The following is a 16854-nucleotide window of genomic DNA, read 5'->3' on the forward strand; positions in this document are numbered from 1 at the left end:
TGCTAGAGCCGAATCAACCGTCCCGTGCCGTCGCTGGCGTGGGACATCCATTCAGCCGATCAACATGAGAGCGACGGGTGTTCATTCGCCAGGGCTGGCGCGATCGAGCCCTGACGAACGGACACCTGTCGATTGCCTTCAATGCCGCGCATGTCACCGCCCCGCAAGGATAAGAACAACGTTCCGCGCCAGAAACGCGAGCTGCCCGCAGCCGTGAAGAAGGAAGCGGAGCGCGTCGCCAAGGTCATCGCCCGCGCCGGCCTTGCCTCGCGCCGGGAGATCGAGGCGTGGATCGCCGAGGGCCGGGTGGCGGTCAATGGCACCGTGCTCACCAGCCCTGCCATCACCGTCACCGCTGCCGATGCCATCACCGTGGATGGCGCGCCGCTGCCGGAGAAGGAGCGCACCCGCCTCTTCCTTTACCACAAGCCCCGGGGTGTGGTGACCACCAACCGCGATCCGGAAGGCCGCACCACCCTGTTCGAGATCCTGCCCGGGGGCCTGCCGCGCCTCGTCAGCGTGGGCCGGCTCGATCTCAATTCGGAAGGCCTGCTGCTGCTCACCAATGATGGCGGCCTCGCCCGCGCGCTGGAGCTGCCGGAAACTGGCTGGCTGCGGCGCTACCGAGTGCGCGCCAATGGCGAGATCGACCAGGCCCGGCTCGATAGCCTGCTGAAGGGCATCACCGTGGATGGCGTGGAGTATGGCCCCATCGAGGCCGAGCTCGATCGCGTCCAGGGGGCCAATGCCTGGATCACCGTCTCCCTGCGCGAGGGCAAGAACCGTGAGGTGCGCAATGTGCTCGGCGCCCTCGGCCTCAAGGTGAACCGGCTGATCCGCATCTCCTACGGCCCCTTCCAGCTGGGCGAGATCCCCGAAGGGGAGATCGAGGAGGTCCGCACCCGCGTGCTGAAGGATCAGATCGGCGCCGAGCTGACCGCCGTGGCCGGTGCGGATTTCGAAGGGCCCATCCTGGAGCACGAGATCGAGCCGGCGCCGCCGCGCCCGGCCGCGCCGGCCGCCCGCCGCGGCAAGGCGGAGAACGATGCGCCGGCCCAGGACGAGTTCCGCCCGGCCGGCCCCCGCGTGCGCCGGCGCATCGCCGAGGTGGGCGCGCTGGAGACCCGGGGCACCGTGGCCGACAAGAGGGGCCGCGCGGTGAAGGTGGAACGCCTCGTCACCAAGCCCCGCGACGACGCCGAACGCCCCGCCCGCGGCAGCCGGGGCACGGGGCGCGATCAGGAACGGGATTTTGGACGCGGCCCGCGCCGCTTCGCGGACGATGACCGCCGCCCGCAGCGCGGCTTCCGCCCGCGCGATGGCGAGGAAGAGGGACGCGGTCCGCGGCGGGGTCGCCCCGGTGAGGATCGGCCCCGGGGCCCGCGCACCGAAGGCGGTCCCCGCCGCTTCGAGCGCAATGACGATCGCCCCCAGCGCAGCTTCCGCCCGCGTGAAGGGGAAGAAGAATTCCGTGGTCCCGGCCGTGGTCGCCCCGGTACTGACCGGCCCCGTGGACCGCGCACCGAAGGCGGCCCCCGCCGCTTCGAGCGCAATGACGATCGGCCGCAGCGCAGCTTCCGCCCGCGTGAGGGCGAAGAGGAGGCCCGCGGCCGTGGCCGCCCCGGTGGTGACAAGCCCCGGGGCCCGCGCAATGAAGGCGGCCCGCGCCGCTTCGAGCGCAATGACGATCGCCCGCAGCGCAGCTTCCGCCCGCGTGAGAGCGAAGAGGAGGCCCGCGGCCGTGGCCGCCCTGGTGGTGGCCGTCCCGGTGCTGATCGGCCTCGGGGGCCGCGTCCGGACGGTGGCGCCGGTGACCGAGCGCAGCGTGGCGAGGGGCCGGGCCGCGAGCGCAGCGGCGGCTTCAAGGGCGCCCGGCCTGCCGGCAAAGGTGGGTTCAAGGGCGGATTCAAGGGTGGCTTCGGCGGCAAGCCGGGCGGACGCCCAACGGGCAAAGGCGGCGGCAAACCGGGTGGCCGCCCTTCCGCCCCGCGCGGCAAGCGCTGAGAGCGGGATTGAGCGGGGATCCTGAGCCATGCGGATCGTCGGCGGCCGGTTCAAGGGCCGCACCCTGAAAGGCCCCTCCTCCAGCGCCACCCGGCCCACCTCGGACCGGCTGCGGGAGAGCCTGTTCAACGTGCTCGCCCATGCCTATGGCGATCCGTGCGACGGTGCGCGGGTGCTGGACCTCTTTTCCGGCACCGGCGCGCTGGCGATCGAGGCCCTCTCCCGCGGCGCCCGCTTCGCCCTCATGGTGGAGGAAGCGACCGGCGCGCGCGGCGTGATCCGTGAAAACGTGGAAGCGCTGGGCCTGACCGGCGTAACCCGCATTTTCCGCCGCGACGCCACCCGGCTGGGGGAGATGGGGCCTGGCGAGGCCTATGGCCTCGTGTTCTGCGACCCGCCCTATGGCAAGGGCCTCGCCGAAGCAGCCCTGGCGAGCGCACAGGCGAGCGGCTGGCTCGCCCCGGAGGCATTGATCGTGGTGGAAGAGCGCACCGGCGCCTTCACCTGCCCCGAAGGCTTCCGGGAACTGGAGCGCCGGCCCTATGATGAGAGCGAGCTGATCGTTCTGGAATACGCCGCGTAGGATGTTTTTCCGAGCGAAGCGGACACCGGCTCACTCGGAAGGGCGGCAACTCAGGCCTTCGGCTTGCCGCGCGTGCCCACGCCCAGCAGGCCGGCGGCCTCGAAATCATATGCCCCCTGATCCAGGAACCGCTCCAGAACGGCGCGATAGGGCGTGATGTCGATCTTCTTGTCCCGCAGCCAATCGGCGTTGAAATAGGTGGCGGCATAGCGCTCGCCGCTGTCGCAGATGAGGGTGACGAGGGAGCCCGAGCGCCCCTCCGACCGCATGGTGGCCGCCAGGGCGCACAAGGCATAGAAATTGGTGCCGGTGGAGCCGCCCACCCGGCAAGAGAGCCGCTCCGACAGCACATGCATGGCGGCGAGGGAGGCCGCATCCGGCACCTTCACCATGCAGTCCACCACCGCCGGCCGGAACGACGGTTCCACCCGCGGCCGGCCGATGCCCTCGATGCGGGAGCCGGTGGCCGAGGTCACGCTGCGGTCGCCGCTCACATAGGCGTCGTAGAACACGGAATTCTCCACGTCCGGCACGCACAGCCGGGTGGGAAAGCCGCGGTAGCGGATGTAACGGCCGATGGTGGCGGCAGTGCCGCCGGTGCCGGCGCTCATCACCACCCAGCTCGGCACCGGGTGGGGCTCGGCATGCATCTGCCGGAAGATGCTCTCGGCGATATTGTTGTTGCCGCGCCAGTCGGTGGCCCGTTCCGCATAGGTGAACTGGTCGAGATAGTGGCCGTCATAAAGATGGGCGAGACGCTGGGCCTCATCATAGATGCGCGCGCCGTCATCCACGAAATGGCAGGTGCCGCCCAGGCGCTCGATCTCGCTCAGCTTGGTGCGGCTCGTGCCCTTGGGCACCACGGCGGTGAACGGCAGGCCCAGCAGGCGGGCGAAATAGGCTTCGCTGACTGCGGTGGAGCCCGACGACGCCTCGATCAGGTGGGTGCCCTCGCGGATCTCGCCATTGCAGATGCCGTAAAGGATCAGCGAGCGGGCCAGGCGATGCTTGAGGCTGCCGGTGGGGTGAGTCGATTCGTTCTTGAGATAGATGTCGAGCCCCGTGAGGCCGGGAAACAACGGCTTCATCAGGTGGGTATCGGCGGAGCGGGCCGCATCGGCCTCAAGCGCGGCCACCGCGCGGCGGGTCCATTCGCGCCCCGCGCCGTCCAGTACCGCCGCCAGATCCCGCCGCAGGGCCGGCACCGCAGCCTGCTCCGGGCTCGAAACAGGGTCCGCGCCACACGCTTCGCGCGCCACCGCGCCGAGCGGGCGATCAGCGGGGTCGGACAGGTCGTGGAGGTCGAGAGCAGACATGATGAGTCCAGGCGTCGAGCGGAGAAGATCGACACACTACAGGCCCGCTAAATTAAAATGTCAACAAATGCTTTGTGAAATATACAGATAGCGATAAGCGGGCGGGCCTACACCCCCACATCGACCACCTGTCCGCTCACCCCCAGCGGCACGTCCTGGATGGCCGAGCTGGAAAGAATGGCATCCAGCACCATCTGCTTGGAGGAGATCACCTCCTGCGCCGCCAGCCGCTCGGCCTCCTCGGCGTCATTGGCCACCAGCGCCTCCACCAGGGCCTTGTGCTCATGCTGCATTTCGGTGGTGCGGTTGCGCAGGCCGAGCCCCATGAACAGGATGCGGGTCATCTCATCAAGGATCTGCGACAAGGTGCCGGTCAGCTTCTGGTTGCCCGCGCTTTCGGCAATGAACACGTGGAAGGCCCGGTTCGCCTCCAGATATTCGAGCCGGCTCTGGGCGTTGCGGTGATTGTAGTCGCGATTGCACACCGAGTTGAGAAAGGCGAGCTTGGCCGGATCGATCTTGCCCGCCGCCTTGCGCGCCACATAGGGCTCCAGCAGCGCCCGCATCTCGAAGATGTCGAGCACGCTCTTGAGGGTCACGGGGATCACCAGATACCCCTTGCGCGGCAGCGCCTTGACCAGCCCATCCTGCTCCAGGCGGGAGAGGGCGATGCGCACCGGACCGAGGCCGAAGCCGAAATGCTCGGCCAGATGGGCGGCGGAGACCTCGCTGCCGGGCGCCAAGGTGCAACGCATGATGTCCTGCCGGATCGCGGCATAGGCTCGGCCCGTGATCTGCGCGTCGTCCGCCATTGAGTGCCTCAGTTGCCAATATCTGACATGTCAATAGACCGTTTCATGATAGCCTACGCCGCAGCCAGCGCAAACACCCTGGCCCGTGCCGACCGGAGAGACGCCCCCAGCGATCCCACCCGGCGCGATCGACCGGCGTAATTCAACCATAGCGCGCCGCGCCGCCCTACATTGATTTTCGCCGGCGGGAGAGGCAGCGTCGGGCCGGCAGCGGCCCGGGAGCGCCCTATGAATCAACGACAGATCAACGCCTTCCGCCTGGTGATGCGGCATGGCTCCATCACCGCGGCAGCGCGGGCGCTCAATGTGTCGCAGCCCGCCGTGAGCCGGCTCATCGCCGATCTCGAATATGCCATCGGCTTCCCCCTGCTGCGGCGCCAGGGCGGTCGCGCGGAGCCGACGGCGGAGGCCTTCGAGTTCATCACCGAGGTCGAGCGCATGTTCTACGGCCTCGAGCGGCTTGAGGTGGTGGCTCACGAGATCCGTGACCTGCGCCGCGCCACCCTGCACATCGCCACCCTGCCCATGGTGGGGTTCGAGATCGTGCCCGCCACCCTGATGCGGTTCGTTGACGCCCATGCCGGAGTCAAGGTGACCCACGACATCTTCGAATCCGCCCGCATTCTCGATCTGCTCGCCTCGCGCCAGATCGATCTCGGCATCGCCCAGACCGAGGCCGACCATCCCGATCTCGAACTGCTCTCCGCCTACCGCACCGATTGCGTGTGTGTGATGCGGCCCGATCACCCATTGGCTGACCAGGCCTGCATCGTCCCGCGCGACCTGCACGATCAGCCGTTCGTGGCGCTGGCATCCCACACGGTGGTGGCCGGTTATGTGCGCCAATGCCTCGCCGAGGCCCGCGTCGCACCGCGCATCTTTGCCGAAACGCAGCCCTCTTATTCCGCCTGCAGTCTCGCGGCGCTCGGCGTCGGCATCGCCATCGTCGATCCCATCACCCCGCACGTGTTCGGCGACCGCCTGCGGGTGATCCCCTTCCGGCCGCTGCTGCCGTTCTGCTTCCAGGTGCTGAAGCCGGCCGGGCCGCCGCTCTCACGCGCCGCCGCGCAGTTTCTCGCCCACCTGCGCACCATCATCGCCGAGCTGCCGGATTTCGGCCGCAGCGTGCATAAGATTTCCGAATGATCGGATGCCGTATTTGTATTTGAATTTATGCTGGGCATACGGATCGATAGACGGACAATAAAAAAACCCAGACCCACCGAAGGGGATCCTCGATGCTGATCGGACGCCGTCTCTTCCTCGCCGCGGGTGCTGCCTCCCTGGCCGCCAGCCTCAAAATCACCCCCGCGCGCGCCGCCGACTTCACGCTGCGGCTGCACACCCTCGTCAAGTCACCCCATCCCTACAACGACATGGCGCAGCGCCTGAAAAGCGAGATCGAGGAGAAGAGCGGCGGCCGCATCGCCGTGCGCATCTTCGATTCCGGACAGCTCGGCCAGGATCCGGCGGTCATCGGCGAGATGGGCATCGGCACCATCGACATGATGATCTCGACCGTCTCCAACGGCGTGCAGCAGATCCCCGAGTTCGGCATCTTCACCATGCCCTACCTGCTGCCGGGCCTGAACGGACTGCTGGAGAAGATCGGCCCCGGCACCCCGGTGCAGGCCTATTTCGAGAACGTGTTCGTCAAGCGCGGCCTGGGCATCCGCCTGCTGGCCCTGGGCGGCTCGGGCACCCGGAACCTCGCCACCGCCAAGGTTCCGGTCAACAGCCCGGCTGATCTGGCCGGCCTCAAGATGCGGACTCCGCCCTCCCCCATGGATAGCGAGACCTGGGCGGCCCTCGGCATGCTGCCGGTCACCGTCGCCTGGGGCGAGCTTTATGCCGCCATGCAGACCGGCCTCGCCCAGGCCATGGAGAGCTCGCTGCCCGGCTACACCGGCTCCAAACTGTTCGAGGTGGCGCCCCACCTCGCGCTTACCGAGCATACGGTGCAGGTCAACCACACCTCCATCGCCGATCGCAGCTGGAAGAAGCTGCCGAAGGATCTGCAGGAAGTGGTGAACGCCGCCGCCATCAACGCCAATGCCTATGGCCTGGAGCAGGCCAAGATGTATGACGACAGCCTGGTGAAGAAGCTGGCGGCCGAGCACGGGGTTCAGGTGACCCGCCCGGACAAGGCGGCCTTCATCGAGAAGCTGGCCCCCATCCAGCCGCAGCTGGCCCAGCGCCTGAACCTCGAAGCCGAGTTCAAGCTGCTCAAGAACTGATCGGCACCGTCGCCGCCCATAAGGAAACTGCCATGCTCAGCCGTTTCTGCGACGGTGTGGTGCGGCTGGTGGAGGCGGCGATGGCCGCCGCCTTCGCCGTGCTCATCGCCACGGTCGCGCTCCAGGTGCTCGCGCGCAATCTGCTCCACGAACCCATGATCTGGACCGGCGACCTGGCCCAGCTCCTCTTCACCTGGCTCATCTTCATCGGTGCCGCCGTGGGCCTGCGCAAGGGCGCCCACTATACGGTCGACCTGCTGCCGCAGCACCATGCCTGGCTCAACCAGGCGCTGGACTGGATCAGCATCGGCGCCGGGCTGATCATCGTCTATCTGCTGGTCATTCAGGGCTGGACCCTGGCCATGCTGCGCTCCACCGGCAGCATCCAATCCCTCAACCTCTCCCACTTCTGGACCTTCATCCCCATGCCGATCTCCGGCGTGCTCATGCTGCTGTTCCTGGTGGAGATGATGGCGAGCCGCAAGGCGCTCGGAGGCGCGCGATGAACTCCCTCGTCCTGCTGCTGCTGTCCTTCTTCGTGCTCATCGCGCTGCGGGTGAACATCGGCTTTTCGCTGATCATCTCGTCCGTCATCGTGCTGCTGAAGGAAGATCTGCCGCTGACCTCCGTGGTCAACCAGATGTATGCGGGCATCGACAGCTTCACGCTGCTCGCCGTACCGTTCTTCATGCTGCTCGGCCGCATCCTCAATGCCGGCTCCATCACCACCCGCCTGCTGGAGGTGGCCGATGCCACGGTGGGCCATGTGCGCGGCGGCCTCGGCCATGTGAACGTGTTCGTCTCCATGGTGTTCGCCAGCCTGTCCGGCTCAGCGGCGGCGGATACGGCCAGCGTCGGCTCGATCCTGATCCCGGCCATGAAGAAGGCCGGCTATGATCCCGCCTTCGCGGTGGCCCTCACCGCCGCCTCGTCCACCCTGGGCGTGATCATCCCGCCGTCCATCATCCTCATCGTCTACGGGGCGTTCGGCAACGTCTCCATCGGCGCCCTGTTCCTGGGCGGCGTGGTGCCCGGCATCCTCATCGGCCTGTTCATGATGGCCTATACCTATGTCCTGGCGGTGCGGCACAATTATCCAGCCAACCCGTTCCCGGGCCTCAAGATGCTGGGACGCGTGGGCGTGCGCGGGTTCGCCCCGCTGATGATCCCGGTGATCGTGCTGGGCGGCATCGTCGGCGGCTATTTCACGCCCACCGAGGGGGCCATCGGCGCGGTGCTGTGGGCCCTGTTCCTGTCGCTCGTCATCTATCGCGACATTCCGCTGCGCACCGTGCCGAAGCTGTTCGCCGATGGCGTGATCGATTTCGCCATCCCCATGTTCACCGTGGCGGGTGCCGGCATCTTCGGCTGGCTCATCGCTTATCTGGGCGCGGCGCAGCTGGTGGTCGACTTCATCCTCGGCGTCACCTCCAACGGCTTCATGATCATGATCCTGCTGATCGTGTTCCTGCTGCTGGTGGGCATGGTGCTGAACCCGATCTCGGCAACCCTCATCTTCCTGCCCATCATCCAGGCCCTGGGCAACACCGCCGGCATGAACCCGGTCCATATGGGGGTGCTCAGCACCATCATCCTGTCCGTGGGTCTCATCACCCCGCCCTACGGCATCTGCCTGCTCATCGCCTCGCAGATCGGCGGGGTCTCGCTGGGCCGGGCCATGTGGGCGGCCGCGCCCATCTGCGCCCTCACCGTGCTGGTGGCGATCCTGTCGATCCTGTTCCCGGACATCGTGCTGGGACTGCCCAAGCTGGCGGCGCCGGAACTGTTCTGACCCCGCCCCATCCATCCCCGCCCCTAGGGAGACACACATGGCTCACACCAAGCCCACCGGTTCCTTCGTTGCCCTCGTCACCCCGATGAATGCCGATGGCAGCATCGACTTCGAAGGCTTCCAGACCCTGCTTGACTGGCATGCCGAGAACGGCACCAGCGCCGTGCTCATCATGGGCTCCACCGGCGAGGTGTCCATGCTCTCCGCCGAGGAACGCAAGGCGATCATCTCCAAGACCGCCAAGATGCGCCACGGCAACATCCAGATGTATTACGGCGTCACCGGCAACAATACCGCCACCACCATCGACTATGCCCGCTACGTGAAAGCGGAAGGGGGCGACGGCGCCATTGTTGCGGCCCCGGCCTACATCTGCGCCGACAACGCGGCCATCACCGACTATGCCTTTGAAGTGCTCGACAGCACCGATCTGGCCATGGGCTTCTACAACAACCCGCCGCGGGTGAAGACCGACCTGCACTGGACCGAGCTGCTCAAGCTCGCCGAGCATCCGAACATGGTGGTGCTGAAGGAATCCACCACCCGGGTCGGCCAGGTGGCGCAGGTCTGCGCCGCCAAGCCCGACATGTCCATCATGTGCTGCTGCTCGCCGAACCTCGGCCTCGTCATCCCCACCATGGCGTTGGGCGGCCACGGCACCGCCAACATGACCGGCAACATCATCCCCCGCGAGATGGCGGTGATCTCGACCCCCTGGACCAGCGGCGAGGATGCCTTCGCCTGCCGCGCCGCCTATCTCGAAAACCTCGCCATGCTTCACTTCTCCTACATGGCGGTCAACCCGGTCACCATGAAGACGCTGATGAACGTGGTGGGCCTGCCGTCCGGCCCCCTGCGCAAGCCCCTGCAGCCGGCCAGCGGTGCCATCCTCCAGGCCGGCCTCGACGCCTTCGCCCGGCTCGGCCTCGCCGAGAAGTACGGCCTGCGCATCAATACCGCGATGCTCGACGCCGCCTGAGCGCGCCGGCGGTCCGCGCCGGACCGCTGCCGAGCCACCACCACGAGGGAGAGTGAGCCATGGACATGGGCCTGCAGGGCCGGACGGCCCTTCTCACCGGCGCCAGCCGGGGCATGGGCCGGGCCTGCGCCGAAGCATTGGCGCGCGAAGGCGTGGACCTCACCCTTGTGGCCCGGGGCAGCGGCCCGCTGGAGGAGACGGCGGCGGCCATCCGCGCCGTCAGCGGCGTGCGGGTGACCACGGTGGCCGCCGACATCTCCACCGAGGCGGGCCGGGCGGCGGCGCTGGCCGCCTGCCCCGCTCCCGACATCCTGCTCGCCAACGCCGGCGGCATGAAGCCGGGCGACTTCCGCCAGTGGAGCCGCGAGGACTGGATCGCCGCGGTGGACCTGATGATGCTGCCTCCCATCCTGCTCACCCGCGCGGTCGTGGACGGCATGATGGCCCGTGGCTTCGGCCGCATCGTCGCCATCGCCGCCCGGACCGTGAAATGCCCGCAGCCGGAGCTGGGCCTGTCCAATGGTGCCCGCTCGGGCCTCGTCGGCTTCCTCGCCGGCCTCGGCCGCCAGACCGTGCGGCACAATGTGACCATCAACACGCTGCTGCCGGGCATCATCGCCAGCGAGGCGCAGCGCGAGCATGTGGACGTGCTCGCCCAGCACGATCCCCAGCGGTTCAAGGAGATCTGGGCGGCACGGGCGGCGGAGAATCCCGCCGGCCGCTATGGTCGCCCCGAGGAAATCGGCGCCGCCTTCTGCTTCCTGTGCAGCGCCCATGCCGGCTTCATCACCGGCCAATCATTGATGATCGACGGCGGCTCCTACCCCGGCACGTTCTGAGGCGGAGGACGGGCCCATGCATGTGGTGGTGATCGGCGCCGGCGTGGTGGGCGTCACGAGCGCCTGGTACCTCAACAAGGATGGCCACCAGGTCACGGTACTGGAGGCCCGCGAGGGGCCCGGCCTGGAGACCAGCTATGGCAATGCCGGTGGGGTCTGCCCCGGCTTCGCCGGCCCCTGGGCCGCGCCCGGAATGCCACTGAAGGTGCTGAAGTGGCTGGCGAGCCCCAATCCGCCGTTGAAGTGGCGGCCCCGGGCCGACCTGGACCAATGGCGCTGGCTCGCCGCCTTCCTGGCCAATTGCACGGCCCCGCGCTTTGCCCGCAACAAGGCGCGCATGCAGCGCATGGCCCATTTCAGCAAGGCCGAGCTGGTGGCGCTGCGGGCGGAAACCGGCATCCGCTACGACCACGCCAGCGGCGGCGTACTACAGATCTTCTGCACCCCCGAGGAGATGGAAGGCGGCGTCCGCTCGGCAAAGGTCCTGCGCGAGCTCGGCGTCGCCCACCGGCTGCTGGCCCCGGCGGACGCGCTGACCATCGAGCCGGGGCTTGCCGCCTCCGGAGTGGCGTTGAGCGGCGCGCTCCAGCTGCCCACCGACGAGGTGGGGGACTGCCACCTGTTCTGCCAGGAACTGACGCGGCTCGCGCAAGAGCGGGGCTGCGACTTCCGCTTTGGCACATCGGTAGAACGCATCCTCGTCGCCGGCGGCCGCGCCGCCGGGGTGGCGACCGCGACCGGACCCATCGCCGCCGATGCGGTGGTCGTCGCCACCGGACCGTTCGCGCCCGCGTTGCTGCGACCTTTGGGAATCCGCGTGCCGATCTATCCGGTGAAGGGCTATTCGCTCACCGTGCCCATCGCCGACCTGGAGGCCGCGCCGCGCTTCTCGGTGATGGACGAGCATTCCAAGGTGATGATCTCCCGTCTCGGCGGGCGCCTGCGCGCGGCGGGGGTGGCGGAGCTGGCGGGCTTCGACCGGCGGATGCCGCCGGCGGTTCTGGACGGGCTGCGCGCCCGCGTGGCGGCGCTGTTTCCCGGCGCCGCCGACTATGGGCAGGCCCGCTTCTGGCACGGCTTCCGGCCGATGATGCCGGACGGCCCCTCGCGGGTGGGGGCCACGCGCTTCGACAATCTGTTCCTCAATGTGGGGCACGGCTCCAACGGCTGGACCCAGGCCTGCGGCACCGGCCGGGTGCTCGCCGACCTGGTGGCTGGCCGCGCGCCGTCGGTGCCGGCGGCCTGAGCCGTCAGCCCCGCGAGCGCATCCACACCAGCACCACGGCGACGATCACCAGCGCCCCCAGGGCGCCCAGCGACAGCAACAGCGCCGACTGGTCCAGGAACGCCACCACCGGCACCGCCAGCCCCATCACCACCCCGTTGAGGCCCATGCGCCAGGAGGCGGCATGGACACCGGCGACGAAAGTGCCCAGCGCCAGCAGCAGCAGCACGATGAGGCTGGTGGAATCCGCATTCGCCACCGCCTGCACGCTGGGCAGGAACACCAGGTTCATGGCGCCGAGGAAGGCCCCCCAGTGCAGCACCTGGGTCCACACCAGACGCCAGCGCCCCCCCCGCTCGGAGGTATGGCGCCAGCCCTCGAAGATGCTCGCTGCACAGCTGAACACCGCGATGGCTTCCCAGAAATACACGATGGGCGTGCGCGTGACCGTGGTGTAGGCCGCCCCGCACAGGGTCAGCACCAGGATCACCAGATAGGGGGCTTCGTGCAGCCAGAAATGGCGCTGCGGAGGTGGGGCCGACGGGCCGCCGATGCCTTCGATACCCCCGAGCACGTCACCGCTGTTCACCATGATCTCCCCCCGTTTCCGCCGCATCTTTCCCCGTCGCGGCGCCGCGATTGCGTCATTCAGGCCGGCGAATGGTCTCGTCCCAGCCGCCGATCTGCTCCGATCCATCGGCCGCCTTGCCGCGCGCCGCCGGCGGCCGCTGCCCCGACAGGCGCAGGGTCCGATCGAGCAGCACCTCGTAGATCGGCTTGCCGCCCAGCCATTCGGCGATGATGTTGGCGAACACGCAGGTCAGGATGGCCGGCACCAGCAGGGTGTAGGCCCCCGTGAGCTCCAGCACCAGCACCACCCCCACCAGCGGCGCCCGCACGGTGGATGAGAACAGGCCGCCCATGGCGGCCACGGCGAGCGCCGCTGCCACCCCGGCGGGCACCCCCGGCAGCAGGGTCTCCAGCGCCGTGCCATAGAGCATGCCGGTCGCCGTGGCGAGCGCGAGGATGGGCGCAAAGATGCCGCCCGGCGCGCCGGTGGAATAGCTGGCCATGGTCATCACGAAGCGGATCACCACCAACCCGGCCAGCACCAGCAGCGGCAGGCGGTTCTCGATCAGCGTTACCGCCAGCATCTCGCCCCCCTGGGTGGCCTCGGGCTGCACGGTGGCGAGAATGCCCACCGCGAAGCCCACCAGCGCCGGCACGACATAGAAAGACGAGCCCTTGCCGATGCTCAGCCCCACGTCCATGGACCAGACCAGGCTGCGATTGAACAGCACGCCGACGAAGCCGAGCACGATGCCAAGCACCGCGAACGCCGGCAGATAGAGCAGCGGCGTCTCCGGCACGGTGACTTCCATGAACGGGCGGGTGCCAGTGATCAGCGAGGTGACCACCCCGCTCGCCACCGCGGCGAGAATGACGGCGGAATAAGTCTTGAAGCCGTAGGGAAACTGGCGCCGGGTTTCCTCGATGACGAACAGGATCGCGGCCAGCGGCGCATTGAAGGCGGCGGCGAGGCCGGCGGCGGCGCCGGAGGCGAGCAGGCCGCGCGCATCCCGTGTTTCGAGCGCGAACCAGCCGGACGCGGCGCGCGCGATGGAGGCGCCCATATGGATGGTCGGCCCCTCGCGCCCCACCACCAGCCCGGAGCCCAGGGACATGAGGCCACCCACGAACTTGACCGGCAGCACCCGGGCCCAGCGCACCTCGCGCAGCCCCTCCATGGCGCCTTCCACCTCCTGCACGCCGGAACCTCCGGCTTCGGGCGCGAAGGTGCGCACCATCCAGGTGGCGACCAGCACGAGAACCGCGGCGAACAGGCCGCAGATCAGCAGGAACCCATATTCCGGCAGATCCGGCCACCACTCCGCCGCCATGCGCCGCAGCACCTGCGGCCACTGCAGCATGGCGTTGACGCCCAGGTGGAAGGCTGTGCCCACCAGACCGGTGATGCCGCCGACGATGATCGCAAAGACATAGTAGGAAATGTCGCGTGTCCGGCGCGTGCCGGCTTCACCAGCCATACTCAATGCAGGTCCCCTGCCGCGGCGGCCGCGGCGTTGCCGTCCTCACGTGATCTAACGACTCACATCCCGCCATCGCAAGCGCGCAAACGCCATAGTGGCAATGCTTCCACCTGTGATGACGCCGGCCTCCGCCCGACGGTGGCGCGCGCCGCCCCCGACCGCAACCCTGTCGGCAGGCGTCCCGAAGAGACCAATCGACGGTCGAGTGCCGCCCCGGTGTGGGGACCTGCGACTTCCCCTCCCTTGATCAACGGGCGCGAAGATGAAACGATACCAAAGAACGTGAGTTTGATTGCCGGCGTCGAGAGTTAGAGCATCGCAGCGGGTCGACTGCGGCGCGTCTCCTGCGCGCCGGCCAGCCCGCCGGTTGCGACGGACCGGACCCGGCGGGGCCACGGCGATCTGGACCCCATTCCGCCCGGCCCTGCGGCCAGACGGGCGGAGGCCGTGGCAGGCCACGCGGACCGCCGAAGGGCACCGCAGCGCGTGGCACGGAGCGGGCAAGGACAGGTTTTCAGCATCGGCAGGGCCTTGCGGGGCCGACAGCCATCGGGGGTGGGGCATGGAACTGGACCCGATCTTACTTTCGCGTCTCCAGTTTGCGTTCACGGTTTCCTTTCACATCATCTTTCCCTCCTTCACCATTGGCCTCGCGGCCTGGATCACCACCCTCGAAGGCATCTGGCTGGCCACCGGCAATGACCGGTTCCACCTCATCGCCCGCTTCTGGACCAAGGTGTTCGCCGTCTCCTTCGCCATGGGCGTGGTGTCGGGCATCGTCATGTCCTACGAGTTCGGCACCAATTGGAGCCGCTATTCGGAAGTGGTGGGCAATGTGGTGGCGCCCCTCATCGGCTATGAGGTGCTTACCGCCTTCTTCCTGGAAGCCACCTTCCTCGGCCTGATGCTGTTCGGCTGGAACAAGGTGCCGCCATGGCTGCACTTCCTCGCCTGCCTGGCGGTGGCGGTGGGCACCACCTTGTCGGCCTTCTGGATTCTCTCCGCCAACAGCTGGATGCAGATGCCCGCCGGGCATGAGGTGCGCAACGGCATCGCCTTCCCGGTGGATTGGCTGAAGATCATCTTCAACCCCACCTTCCCCACACGGCTCGGCCATATGGTGGTGGCCGCCTACATCACCACTGCCTTCGTGGTGTTCGCGGTGGGCGCCCGCTGGCTGCTGCAGGACAAGGTGGTGGTGGAGGCCCGGATCATGATCCGCATGGGCCTCGGCCTGCTCATCGTGCTGGTGCCGCTGCAGGGCTTCCTGGGCGATGCCTCCGGCCTCAACACGCTGGAGCACCAGCCGGTGAAGGTGGCGGCCATGGAAGCTCATTGGGGCGGCCCCGACGACACCAAGGGGCCGATCCCCTGGGTGGTGTTCGCCTGGCCCAACGAGGCGCAGGAGCGCAACGACTTCCAGATCGCCATCCCCTATGTGGGCAGCCTTATCCTCACCCACACCCTCGACGGCACCATCAAGGGCCTGAAGGAATTCCCGCCCCAGGACCGGCCGCCGGTGGCCATTCCCTTCTTCACCTTCCGCATCATGATCGCCATGTGGGGCATCATGATGCTGACCATCCTCACCGGCGCCGTGCTGTGGCTGCGCGGCCGGCTGTTCCAGCGCGGGCTGTTCCTGCGCATCGCCAGCTATCTGTGGCCGCTGGGCTTCATCGCCGTGCTGGCCGGCTGGTACACCACCGAAGTGGGCCGCCAGCCCTGGGTCGCCACCGGCCTCCTGCGCACCGAGGACGCCATGTCGCCGGTGACCGGCCATGCGGTGCTCACCAGCCTGCTGCTGTTCATCCTGGTCTACGGCATCGTCTTCACCGCAGGCGGCTACTACATCAGCCGCCTGCTGAAGATCGGGCCGGTGACGGAGGGTGACGGCAGCGACGACGCCACCGCCCTGCGGCCGCTTTCGGCCGCCCAGGATGCCGGCCGCAAGGCCATTCAGGCAGGGGAGTGAGCACCGTGGACAGCCTCTGGTTCACTTACTATCTGCCCCTGATCTGGGCGCTCCTCATCGGCACGGCCATCGTGCTCTATGTCCTGCTCGACGGTTTCGACCTCGGCATGGGCATCCTGTTCCCCCACACCAAGGACGAGGGGGAGCGGGACCAGATGATGAACTCGGTGGCCCCCTTCTGGGATGGCAACGAGACTTGGCTCATCCTCGGCGGCGGCGGCCTGTGGGTGGCCTTCCCCAAGGCCTATGCGGTGATCATGCCCGGCGTCTATCTGCCGATCATCTTCATGCTGCTGTCGCTGGTGTTCCGCGGCGTCGCCTTCGAGTTCCGCTTCGTCTCCAAGCCCGATCACCGCAAGTGGGACGTGGCGTTTGCCGCCGGCTCCACCCTCGCCGCCTTCTTCCAGGGGGTGGTGCTGGGCGCCGTCGTCTACCAGTTGCCGGTGGAGAACGGCGCCTTCGCCGGCGGGCCGCTGGCGTGGCTCCATCCCTTCTCCATCATGTGCGGCATCGGCATGGTGGCCGGCTATGCGCTGCTCGGCTGTGGCTGGCTGATGATGCGCACCGAGGGGCCGCTCGCCCGGAAGGCCCACGGCTGGGCGCTACCATTGCTCGGCGTGCTGCTGGCCTTCATCGCCGCCGTGTCCATCTGGACGCCGCTGGTGATCCCGCGCATCGCCGATCGCTGGTTCAGCCTGCCCCAATTCTATTACCTGCTGGCGGTGCCGGTGCTCACCGCTCTGGTCGCCTTCTCCGCCTATCGCGGCATCCGGGCGGAGCGGGGAGCGCAGACCTTCTTCTCCACCGTGGGGCTGTTCCTTCTGTGCTTCCTCGGCCTTGCGGTCTCCGTCTTCCCCTATCTGGTGCCGGCCTCGGTCACCATCTGGGAAGCGGCGGCGGCTCCGGAAAGCCAGCTGTTCGTGCTGCTGGGCACCATTCCCCTGCTGCCCATCATTCTCATCTACACCGGCTTCATCTACTGGACCTTCCGCGGCCGGCTGAAGCCGGGCGAGGGCTATCACTGACGCCACGCCGCAAAAGGCC

Annotated in this window: 14 protein-coding genes and 1 pseudogene; 11 read left to right on the top strand and 4 right to left on the bottom strand. The window is 68.1% G+C overall.

The window, feature by feature from the left end; genetic code table 11:
* Nucleotides 1-150 precede the first annotated feature (150 nt).
* Together ACU4E7_RS03325 and rsmD are read left to right on the top strand one after the other, a co-directional pair.
* Nucleotides 151-2004, top strand: coding sequence for a pseudouridine synthase (locus ACU4E7_RS03325; protein ID WP_447020640.1), 1854 nt, complete (start codon nucleotides 151-153; stop codon nucleotides 2002-2004).
* 28 nt (nucleotides 2005-2032) lie between these two features.
* Nucleotides 2033-2587 carry a 16S rRNA (guanine(966)-N(2))-methyltransferase RsmD gene (gene rsmD, locus ACU4E7_RS03330; RefSeq protein ID WP_447020641.1) on the top strand — a complete coding sequence of 185 codons (555 nt, stop codon included), beginning with the start codon at nucleotides 2033-2035 and terminating at the stop codon, nucleotides 2585-2587.
* A gap of 50 nt (nucleotides 2588-2637) precedes the next feature.
* Here rsmD and ACU4E7_RS03335 read toward each other — a convergent pair whose 3' ends face one another.
* Nucleotides 2638-3903, bottom strand: coding sequence for a PLP-dependent cysteine synthase family protein (locus ACU4E7_RS03335; protein WP_238120465.1), 1266 nt, complete (start codon nucleotides 3901-3903; stop codon nucleotides 2638-2640).
* Nucleotides 3904-4010: 107 nt separating this feature from the next.
* Nucleotides 4011-4715 carry a GntR family transcriptional regulator gene (locus tag ACU4E7_RS03340; RefSeq protein WP_238120464.1) on the bottom strand — a complete coding sequence of 235 codons (705 nt, stop codon included), beginning with the start codon at nucleotides 4713-4715 and terminating at the stop codon, nucleotides 4011-4013.
* A 228-nt stretch (nucleotides 4716-4943) separates the two neighbouring features.
* Here ACU4E7_RS03340 and ACU4E7_RS03345 point away from each other — a divergent pair, with 228 nt between their 5' ends.
* From ACU4E7_RS03345 to ACU4E7_RS03375, 7 genes and pseudogenes are all read left to right on the top strand, one after another.
* Nucleotides 4944-5861: a LysR substrate-binding domain-containing protein gene (locus tag ACU4E7_RS03345; protein WP_447020642.1), complete on the top strand. Its 918-nt coding sequence runs from the start codon at nucleotides 4944-4946 to the stop codon at nucleotides 5859-5861.
* Between the two features lie 92 nt (nucleotides 5862-5953).
* Nucleotides 5954-6952 (top strand): TRAP transporter substrate-binding protein, encoded by a 999-nt coding sequence (locus tag ACU4E7_RS03350; protein WP_447020643.1) that lies wholly within the window; start codon nucleotides 5954-5956, stop codon nucleotides 6950-6952.
* A gap of 32 nt (nucleotides 6953-6984) precedes the next feature.
* The gene (locus ACU4E7_RS03355) at nucleotides 6985-7458 is read left to right on the top strand and encodes a TRAP transporter small permease (protein WP_447020644.1); all 474 of its coding nucleotides are present in this window, start codon (nucleotides 6985-6987) and stop codon (nucleotides 7456-7458) included.
* Nucleotides 7455-8744, top strand: coding sequence for a TRAP transporter large permease (locus ACU4E7_RS03360; protein WP_238120460.1), 1290 nt, complete (start codon nucleotides 7455-7457; stop codon nucleotides 8742-8744). The genes ACU4E7_RS03355 and ACU4E7_RS03360 overlap by 4 nt, the downstream gene beginning before the upstream one ends.
* 37 nt (nucleotides 8745-8781) lie before the next feature.
* Entirely contained in the window at nucleotides 8782-9723 is a 942-nt protein-coding gene (locus ACU4E7_RS03365) for a dihydrodipicolinate synthase family protein (protein WP_447020645.1), read from the top strand.
* A gap of 59 nt (nucleotides 9724-9782) precedes the next feature.
* Nucleotides 9783-10562 (top strand): SDR family oxidoreductase, encoded by a 780-nt coding sequence (locus ACU4E7_RS03370; RefSeq protein ID WP_238120458.1) that lies wholly within the window; start codon nucleotides 9783-9785, stop codon nucleotides 10560-10562.
* 10 nt (nucleotides 10563-10572) lie between these two features.
* Nucleotides 10573-11808 (top strand): annotated as a pseudogene (locus ACU4E7_RS03375) (D-amino acid dehydrogenase); the annotation flags it as partial.
* Between the two features lie 4 nt (nucleotides 11809-11812).
* Here ACU4E7_RS03375 and ACU4E7_RS03380 read toward each other — a convergent pair.
* Complete coding sequence (locus ACU4E7_RS03380) at nucleotides 11813-12379, bottom strand: hypothetical protein (protein ID WP_238120456.1); 567 nt, start codon at nucleotides 12377-12379, stop codon at nucleotides 11813-11815.
* Between the two features lie 52 nt (nucleotides 12380-12431).
* Complete coding sequence (clcA, locus tag ACU4E7_RS03385; protein ID WP_238120455.1) at nucleotides 12432-13835, bottom strand: H(+)/Cl(-) exchange transporter ClcA; 1404 nt, start codon at nucleotides 13833-13835, stop codon at nucleotides 12432-12434.
* Nucleotides 13836-14400: 565 nt separating this feature from the next.
* Between clcA and ACU4E7_RS03390 the strand changes: the two genes are divergently transcribed.
* A complete protein-coding gene (locus ACU4E7_RS03390; RefSeq protein ID WP_447020646.1) occupies nucleotides 14401-15810 on the top strand; it encodes a cytochrome ubiquinol oxidase subunit I in 1410 nt (469 codons plus the stop codon).
* 5 nt (nucleotides 15811-15815) lie between these two features.
* On the top strand, nucleotides 15816-16835 hold the full coding sequence (cydB, locus tag ACU4E7_RS03395; protein WP_447020647.1) for a cytochrome d ubiquinol oxidase subunit II: 1020 nt from the start codon (nucleotides 15816-15818) through the stop codon (nucleotides 16833-16835).
* Nucleotides 16836-16854: the final 19 nt, after the last annotated feature.

Source organism: Xanthobacter sp. ZOL 2024, from assembly GCF_052932325.1.

Coding starts and splice junctions, on each gene's coding strand:
- ACU4E7_RS03325 (WP_447020640.1), top strand. CDS start 151: ATGTCACCGCCCCGCAAGGATAAGAACAACGTTCCGCGCCAGAAACGC.
- rsmD (WP_447020641.1), top strand. CDS start 2,033: ATGCGGATCGTCGGCGGCCGGTTCAAGGGCCGCACCCTGAAAGGCCCC.
- ACU4E7_RS03335 (WP_238120465.1), bottom strand. CDS start 3,903: ATGTCTGCTCTCGACCTCCACGACCTGTCCGACCCCGCTGATCGCCCG.
- ACU4E7_RS03340 (WP_238120464.1), bottom strand. CDS start 4,715: ATGGCGGACGACGCGCAGATCACGGGCCGAGCCTATGCCGCGATCCGG.
- ACU4E7_RS03345 (WP_447020642.1), top strand. CDS start 4,944: ATGAATCAACGACAGATCAACGCCTTCCGCCTGGTGATGCGGCATGGC.
- ACU4E7_RS03350 (WP_447020643.1), top strand. CDS start 5,954: ATGCTGATCGGACGCCGTCTCTTCCTCGCCGCGGGTGCTGCCTCCCTG.
- ACU4E7_RS03355 (WP_447020644.1), top strand. CDS start 6,985: ATGCTCAGCCGTTTCTGCGACGGTGTGGTGCGGCTGGTGGAGGCGGCG.
- ACU4E7_RS03360 (WP_238120460.1), top strand. CDS start 7,455: ATGAACTCCCTCGTCCTGCTGCTGCTGTCCTTCTTCGTGCTCATCGCG.
- ACU4E7_RS03365 (WP_447020645.1), top strand. CDS start 8,782: ATGGCTCACACCAAGCCCACCGGTTCCTTCGTTGCCCTCGTCACCCCG.
- ACU4E7_RS03370 (WP_238120458.1), top strand. CDS start 9,783: ATGGACATGGGCCTGCAGGGCCGGACGGCCCTTCTCACCGGCGCCAGC.
- ACU4E7_RS03380 (WP_238120456.1), bottom strand. CDS start 12,379: ATGGTGAACAGCGGTGACGTGCTCGGGGGTATCGAAGGCATCGGCGGC.
- clcA (WP_238120455.1), bottom strand. CDS start 13,835: ATGGCTGGTGAAGCCGGCACGCGCCGGACACGCGACATTTCCTACTAT.
- ACU4E7_RS03390 (WP_447020646.1), top strand. CDS start 14,401: ATGGAACTGGACCCGATCTTACTTTCGCGTCTCCAGTTTGCGTTCACG.